9 protein-coding genes are annotated in these 10529 nt (G+C 50.0%); all 9 read left to right on the plus strand.

Annotation, left to right across the window (positions count from 1 at the left end; translation table 11 throughout):
• Window positions 1-1048 precede the first annotated feature (1048 nt).
• The 9 genes from QVO99_RS03550 (at window position 1049) to rodA (ending at window position 10438) form a co-directional block, all read left to right on the plus strand.
• Entirely contained in the window at window positions 1049-1600 is a 552-nt protein-coding gene (locus tag QVO99_RS03550) for a DUF3332 domain-containing protein (protein WP_022316225.1), read from the plus strand.
• 29 nt (window positions 1601-1629) lie between these two features.
• On the plus strand, window positions 1630-2247 hold the full coding sequence (locus QVO99_RS03555) for a hypothetical protein (protein ID WP_022316226.1): 618 nt from the start codon (window positions 1630-1632) through the stop codon (window positions 2245-2247).
• A 287-nt stretch (window positions 2248-2534) separates the two neighbouring features.
• Window positions 2535-3488, plus strand: a complete 954-nt coding sequence (locus QVO99_RS03560) for a glycosyltransferase family 2 protein (RefSeq protein ID WP_022316227.1) — start codon at window positions 2535-2537, stop codon at window positions 3486-3488.
• A 252-nt stretch (window positions 3489-3740) separates the two neighbouring features.
• Window positions 3741-4334, plus strand: a complete 594-nt coding sequence (locus QVO99_RS03565) for an IMP cyclohydrolase (RefSeq protein WP_022316228.1) — start codon at window positions 3741-3743, stop codon at window positions 4332-4334.
• 198 nt (window positions 4335-4532) lie between these two features.
• The gene (locus QVO99_RS03570; RefSeq protein ID WP_022316229.1) at window positions 4533-5555 is read left to right on the plus strand and encodes a rod shape-determining protein; all 1023 of its coding nucleotides are present in this window, start codon (window positions 4533-4535) and stop codon (window positions 5553-5555) included.
• 126 nt (window positions 5556-5681) lie between these two features.
• On the plus strand, window positions 5682-6554 hold the full coding sequence (gene mreC / locus QVO99_RS03575) for a rod shape-determining protein MreC (protein ID WP_022316230.1): 873 nt from the start codon (window positions 5682-5684) through the stop codon (window positions 6552-6554).
• Between the two features lie 54 nt (window positions 6555-6608).
• Window positions 6609-7109 (plus strand): rod shape-determining protein MreD, encoded by a 501-nt coding sequence (gene mreD / locus QVO99_RS03580; protein WP_022316231.1) that lies wholly within the window; start codon window positions 6609-6611, stop codon window positions 7107-7109.
• A gap of 28 nt (window positions 7110-7137) precedes the next feature.
• Entirely contained in the window at window positions 7138-8991 is a 1854-nt protein-coding gene (locus QVO99_RS03585) for a penicillin-binding transpeptidase domain-containing protein (protein ID WP_022316232.1), read from the plus strand.
• Complete coding sequence (rodA, locus tag QVO99_RS03590; RefSeq protein ID WP_022316233.1) at window positions 8972-10438, plus strand: rod shape-determining protein RodA; 1467 nt, start codon at window positions 8972-8974, stop codon at window positions 10436-10438. Before QVO99_RS03585 ends, rodA begins: the two co-directional genes overlap by 20 nt.
• The last annotated feature ends 91 nt before the right edge of the window (window positions 10439-10529 follow it).

Raw genomic sequence — 10529 nt, forward strand, 5'->3', positions numbered from 1 at the left:
CGGTTTTCCTTTTATTTGACAGAATTAAGGGGAAAGGTGTAGGGTTCACATTATATTTATATATGCGCGCGCGATGGGAAATTATCAATGATCCCTGTTATGTTAGGGAGCGGGATTTCCGTTGGTGATGCTTTATTGTGGCTGATATATGACATGGGGACTCTACGCAATAACAAGGAAGGATTATATTTGTGAGCATTTGGTGTCCATCTGCCTGCGGCGATGGACAAAAATTAAACACGGATTTGACTTTTTCACTGATTTTTCAGGTGGTGAATGGGTTATTGGATTTATCTTTGGATTTACTGGGATTTGCGGGTGCTGGGGGCACTCCCCATTCCTTGCTGAGTTCTAAGCTGATGAAACAAGCCACTTGTTGATGATCTTTCCTGCTGACTTCAGCCCCCTCTCGGTCTCCCCCGAAGGGGAGATGCAGGTTACTCTGGCTCTGATTTCTGACAAAAGGATATGTAACACACGGTCATGGAAAATGGAAGATTTTGGGCACGAAAGGAAAAGGAAATGTGCCCAGGTGGGGCAACGTGCTTGCCCTTGTTGGGTAACGTGCTTGCCCCACTTGGGCAAGGTGCGTGCCCAAAAACGGGACAAAACAAGACTTAAAGCTACTGTAAACGGAGAGGAGTGGCAAGTGCCTGATGCGGGGACAAAGGACTGAATATCAAGGAAAAGCAAGAGGCATACGAGGAATTCGACACCGACCGCAACTCGTTTTTCAGTCTATACATGGGATTCAACCTGCCGTTGAGCAAATACGACCTTGACGAAGGCAACGTGTTCCAGACCTCCACCGGAAAGACGACTACAACATCCAGACCCCGGCGAGCCATGTCAGCAGGGAGTATATGCACATCATGACACTGGGAGCTAAAGTGGGATTACGACTGTGATATCCTCAGACGACATAAGGTGTTAACAGCTTTTACAATCTTCTCATCCAACTTATTCCCTGTAATTATTGTTCAGGAAGCGAAAAAAACATATATTTGCAGAGACATATATAATCTGATAACAATAAAATCTATAGCAAATGAGAAAATTCACGACAAAATCCATTATTGCACTGTTAGCAGGTGCGGTGACTCTGAGTTCATGTATCGGTTCTTTCGGATTGACCAACAAGGTGTTAGACTGGAACAAGAGCCTTAGCAGCTGCAAGTTCCTCAACGAACTTGTGTTCCTTCTGATAAGCCCTGCCTATGCCGTGTGTGGCGTGGCAGACCTGTTCATCCTCAACACCATCGAGTTCTGGAGCGGCAGCAAAGTGATGGCCAAGGTGGGTGAGACCCAAAATGTGATGGGCAAAGACGGCCGCATGTATGCCGTGAAGACACTGAAGAACGGTTATGAGATAACCTCTCCCGACGGCGAGGTGTCACACCTTGTATATAACAAGAAGGAGAAGAGCTGGAGCTACGAGGACAAAGGCGCCATCAAGGAACTGTTCCGTTTCAACGACGACGGCACCATCATGGCAACTCTGCCCAACGGCAAGAAGATGAAAGTATCGCAAGACCAGGCCGGCATCTACCAGGTGAGAATGGCTGTCAACGATGGAATGTACTTCGCTTCAAGAAAATAAGAAGGAATAGACGACTAATTAATTACGATATGAATACAATAAAAAAATTAGCTACTTGCTGCATCGCTTTAGCTGCAGCACTAAATGCGAACGCGATCGGAACGGAAACGACCAGCACGGCAGTATGCGTACAGAACATCAATGCGCAATGGACTGGTGACGCCACTGGATTCTGGAAGGCAAGAATCGGTGCCAACGTCAAAGACATCCCGAACTCCTGTCCTGGGCTATATTCAAAAGTCGACAAGACCGACTTCGGAGATGGCACATATCTGTATAGCTATCTGAAAAACGAAGAAGAAGAAGTGTTTTCTGTAACCACCGACGATGCCGGAACCATCAATTCCGTCAGCATAGCCATGGGTTCAGGAATAGAACTCTCTCTGATGGGCATCAAAGTGACTGCAGACACAAAATACCACACACTGATGAAGGCCGTGCCTACCAAGATAAAGTGGGTGTTAAACTTAGGTGAACTCAGACTCAACCTCGGTTCGGAAAAGGTATATTGCGAACCGTTCATCAGAGACCTAACCCAACGCGGCCAGAACAAGTTGGCAAAGATGAAAGACACGGAGAGATTGATTCCTGTCACCCTGACAGACATCGAGCCCGACGCTATATTATGGAAAATCACCATAGAATAAGCGCATAAGCCCCATATCTACAACAAGCCCCGACCGGTAAGCACTACCCGTCGGGGCTTGTCAATATAAAGCCACGCCATACAAATAAAATCTTGAATATCAAAGCCACAACCTCTGTTCTCCTTTGCCATGAAACGACCATCTCTTTTCTGCCTGGAGAAAAACCAAACAAGCACCGATGACCGTTTGGGGATTATCAGAAAGCAGCGAATGCGAAAAGGTTAAATTAACACAAAACCGGAGAGGCGGAACGAGAGAAAGAGAAAATAGTGTTACTTTTGTAAGATATGAAGAAAGTGTCAGTACTCGTGCCGGTATATGGCGTGGAGAAATATATAGAAGAATGTGCGAGATCACTGTTCGAACAGACTTACGGTAACATAGAATATGTGTTCGTAGACGACTGTTCGAAGGACGGCAGTATCGCCATACTTGAAAGGGTTGCCGAAGAATATCCCCAGAGGAAAAGTCAGACAAGAATAATCCGCCATGACCACAACAGAGGACTTGGCGGAGCAAGACTCACCGCCCTGCAGAAGGCAACGGGAGAATACGTGACCCACGTGGACAGCGACGACATCCTGCCCCTCGACGCCATAGCCCTGCTGATGGCGAAGGCCGAGGAAAGCGGCGCCGACATCGTAACCGGCGGATATTCAGAATGGAGAGACGGCAAGGCCACAAGATATGCGGGACCGCCACAGATGGGAAAGGAGAAATACCTGAAGGCACTGCTATGCCAGAACATAGTGAAAAACAGGATATGGGGCAGGCTATACCGCAGGGAAACACTGACGGAGAACGGAATATACAGTGTGGAGGGCATCGACTTCAGCGAAGACTATGCCGTGGTGCCGAGGGCTGTGTATCACTCACGGATAGCGACCGTAGACAAGAACGTGTATTACTACCGCATGGACAACAACACTTCGTATACGCATACCATATCAGAGAAGCATCTACGCTCCCACCTGAGGGCATGCCAGCTCGTGGCGGATTTCTTCATGACCGTAGCCGACGGCAGCAAATACCGCAAGGCAGTGGACATCGGCATCGCCAACGCCTTCAGATGTCTTGCCGACAGCAATCTTGACGCTGCCATCGCCGACGAGACGATGACATACGAACCCGGCGACACGATTTGCCGACTGTGCATCTCGATGCTGAAGAAGAGACGATGGGTGAAAACCGCTGATTTCATATATCTCGCCTACAGGCGGCTCTATTTCAGCATAGTATGACAACAAGGCGCTTGGCAACGGATTCCGGCAGATTCCAAAACGGTCATGAAGCCGTTTGATACGACAAGTTCCAAAGCCCGATTTGGGTTGAAAAGGAATATAAATTGCTCCATAAGCGCCCTTTGTTTATCGAAAGTCAAAAAATAGCTACTATCCTCTATTTTTTCGCCGCAATAGAATGGGAAATATAACGATATTTTGTAACTTTGCAACCAAATTCATATTTTTACACGACATATAAAGAAACAGAAGATGGCTGGAACAAGACAAATCAAGACCGCATTGGTATCAGTGTTTCACAAAGACGGGCTGGATGAGCTTCTCGCAAAACTGAATGCTGAGGGTGTGAAATTCCTTTCTACAGGAGGTACACAGAAATTCATCGAGTCGCTTGGCTATGAATGCCAGGCAGTGGAGGACGTAACGACATATCCCTCTATCCTTGGCGGAAGAGTAAAGACCCTCCATCCGAAAATATTCGGAGGCATCCTGGCCCGCCGCGACAACGAAGGCGACCGCGACCAGATGCAGGAATTCGAGATACCAGAGATTGATTTGGTCATCGTAGACCTCTATCCATTCGAGGACACCGTGGCAAGCGGAGCTTCTGAGACCGACATCATCGAGAAGATCGACATCGGCGGCATCTCGCTAATCCGTGCCGGAGCAAAGAACTTCAAAGACGTTGTCATCGTGCCAAGCAAGGCTGAATATGGTGTGCTGCTCGACATACTGAACAAGAAGGGCGCCCAGACCGACATCGAAGACCGTCGCATGTTCGCCACAAGAGCTTTCGGAGTGAGCAGCCACTACGACACGGCTATCCACGCATGGTTTGAGAAATAAGCGAGGAGCAAAAGAAAGAAAAGTTGACGAGAAGACTAACGGAAACTGACGGGAAGGAGACATGAAGAGCCGGCAACAACAGGCGGCAACCTGTCAAGAGAGAGAAAAAAAAGAGTCTGCCAGTCAACAAACAGGACAAGCGGGAAAGCTTGCAAGAACTTAATATATATATAATAAGGTAAAAGCAAAAGAACGAATATGGGATTCTTTTCATTTATACAAGAGATAGCAATGGACTTGGGTACCGCCAACACTATCATCATCAGCGATGACAAGATAGTAGTTGACGAGCCATCGGTAGTGGCTCTCGACCGCCGCACCGACAAGATGATTGCCGTTGGCGAAAAAGCCAAGATGATGTATGAGAAAACTCACGACAACATACGCACCATCCGTCCGCTACGCGACGGCGTGATTGCCGACTTCACTGCCTGTGAGCAGATGATGCGCGGACTGATAAAGATGGTACACACAGGAAGCCGCCTCTTCTCGCCGTCACTGCGAATGGTGATCGGCGTGCCTTCAGGCTCTACTGAGGTTGAGCTGAGAGCCGTGCGCGACTCTGCAGAACATGCCGACGGCCGCGACGTATATCTGATTTTCGAGCCTATGGCAGCTGCCATCGGTATCGGAATCGACGTGGAGGCTCCGGAGGGTAACATGATTGTTGACATCGGTGGCGGCAGCACCGAGATTGCCGTGATTTCATTGGGCGGCATCGTATCCAACAACTCCATCCGCACCGCCGGCGACGACTTGACAGCCGACATCCAGGACTACATGAGCCGTCAGCACAACGTGAAGGTGAGCGAGCGTATGGCCGAGCGAATCAAGATACACGTTGGTTCCGCACTCACCGACCTTGGCGAGGAAGGCCCGGAAGACTATGTGGTACATGGTCCGAACCGCATCACCGCCCTGCCAATGGAGGTACCTGTATGCTATCAGGAAATTGCCCACTGCATCGACAAGACAATCGCAAAGATAGAGAACGCCGTGCTTTCAGCACTTGAGAACACACCGCCGGAGCTCTATGCCGACATCGTGAAGAACGGCATATACCTGACGGGAGGTGGCGCTCTGCTGCGCGGTCTGGACAAGCGTCTGACCGACAAGATCAACATCAAGTTCCACATCGCCGAGGATCCATTGCACAGTGTTGCCAAGGGAGCCGGCATCGCGTTGAAGAACGTTGACCGCTTCTCATTCCTCATGAGATAACAAAGAAATACAAAATACAATTTAACAGCGAAAAGGTATAGTGCCGTAGAAAAGTAAAAAGTCAGCGCTGACTAGCGAGAGTCCTTTTACTTTTTTACAGCCTTGCCTTTTTTCTTTTGATACACAATGCGCAATCTTCTTGCCTTCTTGGCGAAATACAACCACTGGTTCGTATTCATCCTTCTCGAAGTGATATGCTTCGTGCTGCTGTTCAGGTTCAACAATTTCCAGGGCAGCGTATACTTCTCCTCGGCAAACGCCGTGGCAGGAAAGGTATATGAATACAACTCCTCAGTAACGACATTCTTCAACATGTCGCAGAGCAACAAAAAGCTCAGCGAGCGCAACCTCATTCTCGAACAGCAAGTAAGAGCCCTCACTCAATACATCGCCACCCACCACGGCGACTCCCTCGCCATGGAACAGTGTCAGAAACAGGCGCTTGCCGGCTTCAAGCTCATTCCGGCGAAGGTGATACAGAGCACCATAAACCGTGAAGACAACCTCATCACCATAGACAAGGGAAAAGCTGACGGAATACACGAGGACATGGGAGTGGCATGCGGCACGGGAGTAGTGGGAGTGGTGTATATGGCATCTGATCACTACTCTATAGTATTGCCGGTGATAAACGTAAACTCGAACATCAGCGTCATGATACGCAAGAGGGGATACTTCGGTTTCCTGCACTGGAAGGGAACACCGAGCGACATTGCCTATGTTGACGATGTGCCGCGCCATGCCAGATTCGCCCTCGGCGACTACGTGGTGACAAACGGATACTCGTCGATATTCCCGCCAGGAATAATGGTGGGCAAGATTCTCCACGTGTTCAACTCCTCCGACGGACTCTCATACCGAGTGCAGCTAAGACTCTCAACCGACTTCGGCAAACTGCGCCACGTATGCGTGATAGACAACAGTGCGCTGAAAGACAAGGCTCTGTTGCTGAAAGCGGCTCAAGACTCGCTGAAACCGAGAGACACCAGCAAGAAATAACAAGGCGGTACCGCCACGACAACTTTATCACCAATAAAGGGAAAGGAACAAATAATGAGCATCGACATCATAAAAAGAATCCTCCTATTGACAATACTCGTACTGGCACAAGTGCTGGTACTCAACAACATACACCTGCTGGGATGCGCCACTCCGCTACTCTACGTATATCTCGTGCTGCGCATCAACCGCTTCTGTCCGCAATGGGCAAACCTACTTTGGGGATTTGTCATCGGACTGTGTGTAGACATCTTCTCTAACACCCCCGGACTGGCGGCAGCCTCAATGACTCTCATGTCGCTGCTACAGCCATACGTGCTCAACATCTTCGTGGCACACGACAACCAGGACGACCTGAAACCGTCGTTCCGCACGCTCGGTCCGGTGAAGTATATCAGCTACACATCGATACTCGTGTTCATATTCTGTATCACATTCTTTACACTCGAGACCTTCAACTTCTTCAACTGGCTGCAGTGGATATACAACATCGTGGGAAGCACAATAATAACTGTATTGCTCGTGCTCGTGGTGGAAAACGTGAGAAGAGACTGACAAGAGCAGGAAACAACAATTTCAAGAAATGAGCAAAGATTTCGGATTAGAAAACAGGAAATACGTGATTGGCGGCGTTGCCATGGTCATCATCATCATCTACATCATACGACTCTTCGTGTTGCAGATCATGAGTGAGGACTACAAGAAGAATGCCGACAGTAACGCATTCCTGAAAAAAATAGAATTCCCCGCCCGTGGCGCCATCACCGACCGCCACGGCAAACTCCTCGTATACAACCAGCATGCCTACGACATAATGGTGATAATGAACGAGGAGAGCGGACGCCTCGACACCATGGCTTTCTGCAACGCCTTGGGCATTACCAAGGAATTCTTCATAAAAAGGATGAACGATATAAAAGACCGTTCAAAGAACCCCGGCTACTCCAGATTCACCCAGCAGCTCTTCATGAGCCAGCTGACATCAGAGGAAAACTCCGTGTTCCAGGAAAAGATATACCGGTTTCCCGGTTTCTACATACAGAAGCGCAGCATCCGACAATATATGTATCCTTATGCCGCACACGTGCTTGGCGATGTGAGCGAGGTTTCACTCGCCGACATCGAAGACGACGACTACTACCAGGCAGGCGACTATATCGGAAAGCTCGGCATAGAGAAATACTACGAGAAAGAGCTGCGCGGCACCAAGGGAGTGCATATCCTGCTGCGCGACGCACACGGCAGAATACAGGGCAGCTACCAGAACGGCAAGTTCGACACCAAGCCCATTGCCGGCAAGGACCTTACGCTCGGCATCGACCTGCAGCTGCAGGCGCTCGGCGAGAGACTGATGCAGGGCAAGATAGGAAGTATCGTTGCCATCGAGCCTGCCACGGGAGAGGTGCTTTGCATGGTGTCGTCGCCAAGCTACGACCCACGCCTGATGACGGGAAGGATGAGAGGCAAGATGCACCACTACCTGATGAAAGACCCCTACCGTCCGTTGCTCAACCGCTCAATCATGGGACAGTATCCTCCGGGCTCCACCTTCAAGACTTCACAGGGCCTGACGTTCCTGACCGAAGGCATCGTGTCGCCATCCACGGCTTTCCCATGCCATCACGGATTCTCGTTCCGCGGACTCCATGTGGGATGCCACGGACACGCCTCACCGTTATCCATAGTGCCGGCAATAGGCACATCATGTAACGGATATTTCTGCTGGGGACTGTATTATATGCTGGGCAACAGAAAGAGATACAAAACCGTGCAGGATGCCATGAACACATGGCGCGACTACATGGTGAGCATGGGATTCGGATATAAACTGGGCATAGACCTGCCGGGAGAGAAACGCGGACTGATTCCAAACGCACAGTTCTACGACAAGGCATACAAGGGGTCGTGGAACGGACTGACGGTAATCAGTATCAGCATCGGACAGGGCGAGGTGAACCTCACCCCGCTCCAGATTGCCAATCTGGGAGCGACAATCGCCAACAGAGGATTCTTCTATACGCCACACGTGGTGAAGAAGGTGAAGGGCGAGTATCTCAAACCGGAATTCAGAGAGCGCCACTACACCAAGGCAAACCACCGGTCGTACGAATATATCGTGGCGGGAATGAGGAAGTCGGCAATGGACGGCACCTGCAAAATGCTCTCCCGACTGCCGATAGAAGCCTGCGGAAAGACCGGTACAGCCCAGAACCGCGGTCATGACCACTCCGTATTCATGGGCTTCGCCCCGATGAACAAACCGAAGATTGCCATCGCCGTCTACGTAGAGAACGGAGGATGGGGAGCCGACTACGGTGTACCTATCGGCGGACTGATGATGGAACAGTATATTAACGGAAAGCTGTCGCCTTCTTCTGAGAAAGAGGCAGAGGCATTCCAACACAGACGTATAGCTTATGGCTCAAGTGACAGATAAACAACCGAGCGTGCTTCGCTCTCTGGACTGGTGGACGATAATAATCTATGTGGCACTGCTCTGCTTCGGATGGATCAGCGTATGCGGAGCGAGCTACACCTATGGCGACAACGACATATTCTCACTGGGTGCCCGCTCCGGCATGCAGATAGTATGGATAGGCACTTCGATAGCACTGGGCTTCGTGTTGCTGATGCTCGACAGCAAGTTCTACGACACCTTCGCCTACGTGATATATATGGTGTTGCTCCTGCTGCTCTTTGCCACGATATTCAACCCACACGAAATCAAAGGCTCGAGGTCGTGGCTCGTGCTCGGTCCGCTGCGACTGCAACCGGCAGAGTTTGCCAAGTTTGCCACTGCCCTTGCCGTGGCGAAATTCATGAGCGCCTATGGTTTCGACATACACCGCTGGCGCGACTTCGCCACTGCCTGCGGCATCGTATTGCTGCCGATGCTCTTCATCGTGGCACAGAAGGAAACGGGTTCTGCATTGGTATACCTGTCTTTCTTCCTGATGTTCTATCGTGAGGGAATGCCGGGCAGCGTATTGTTCACAGGAGTAGCGATGGTGGTGTATTTCGTTGTGGGAATCAGATACGGCGAGACTCTCATCGAACCCTCGCCCACTCCTATCGGACCGTTCGTCGTGTTGCTGCTGGTACAGTTATTCACAGCCGGCATGGTGCGCACATACTGCAAAGACAAACACAAGTCGTGGCTCATCATAGCTTATTCAGTGGGTGCTACGGTGCTGTCGGTACTGTTCGCAGAATTCGTGTTGCCTTTCAATATCGTTTACGTACAGCTCGCAGTTACGCTGATTCTCATCGGCTATCTGCTATACCAGGCGTTGTATACGAGGATGCGCAACTATTTCCTTATCCTGTTGTTCACCGTCGGTTCAGTGGCATTCTTCTATTCTGCAAGCTACGTATTGAACAATGTGATGGAGCCTCATCAGCGAGTGCGCATCAACGTGCTGCTTGGTCTCGATGAAGACCTGAAGGGTGCCGGCTACAATGTTCACCAGAGCGAGATAGCCATCGGTTCTGGCGGACTGAAGGGCAAGGGATTTCTGAACGGAACACAGACGAAATTGAAATTCGTGCCGGAGCAGGACACCGACTTTATCTTCTGCACCGTTGGCGAAGAGGAGGGATTCGTAGGGTCAGCTGGAGTATTGCTATTGTTCCTCGCCCTCATCATCAGACTGATAAAGATGGCGGAGCGACAACCGTTCCGTTTCGGCAGGGTGTATGGCTATTGCGTATTGAGCGTTTTCCTCTTCCATGTTTTCATCAACGTGGGAATGGTGTTGGGACTGACGCCTGTAATCGGTATTCCGTTGCCGTTCTTCAGCTACGGAGGATCGTCGCTATGGGGATTCACGATTCTTCTTTTCATCTTCCTGAGAATCGATGCGGCAAGGAATATGCCGAAATAATATTCAATGACATAAGAAAAAAAATGACCGATTGCAGCTTAGTGCACAATCGGTCATTATATTTTTTAACCCAAATCGGTCATTAGGGCTT

It is taken from the genome of Prevotella sp. CAG:592 (genome assembly GCF_000436015.1).
In the GTDB taxonomy this organism is placed as follows: domain Bacteria; phylum Bacteroidota; class Bacteroidia; order Bacteroidales; family Bacteroidaceae; genus Prevotella; species Prevotella pectinovora.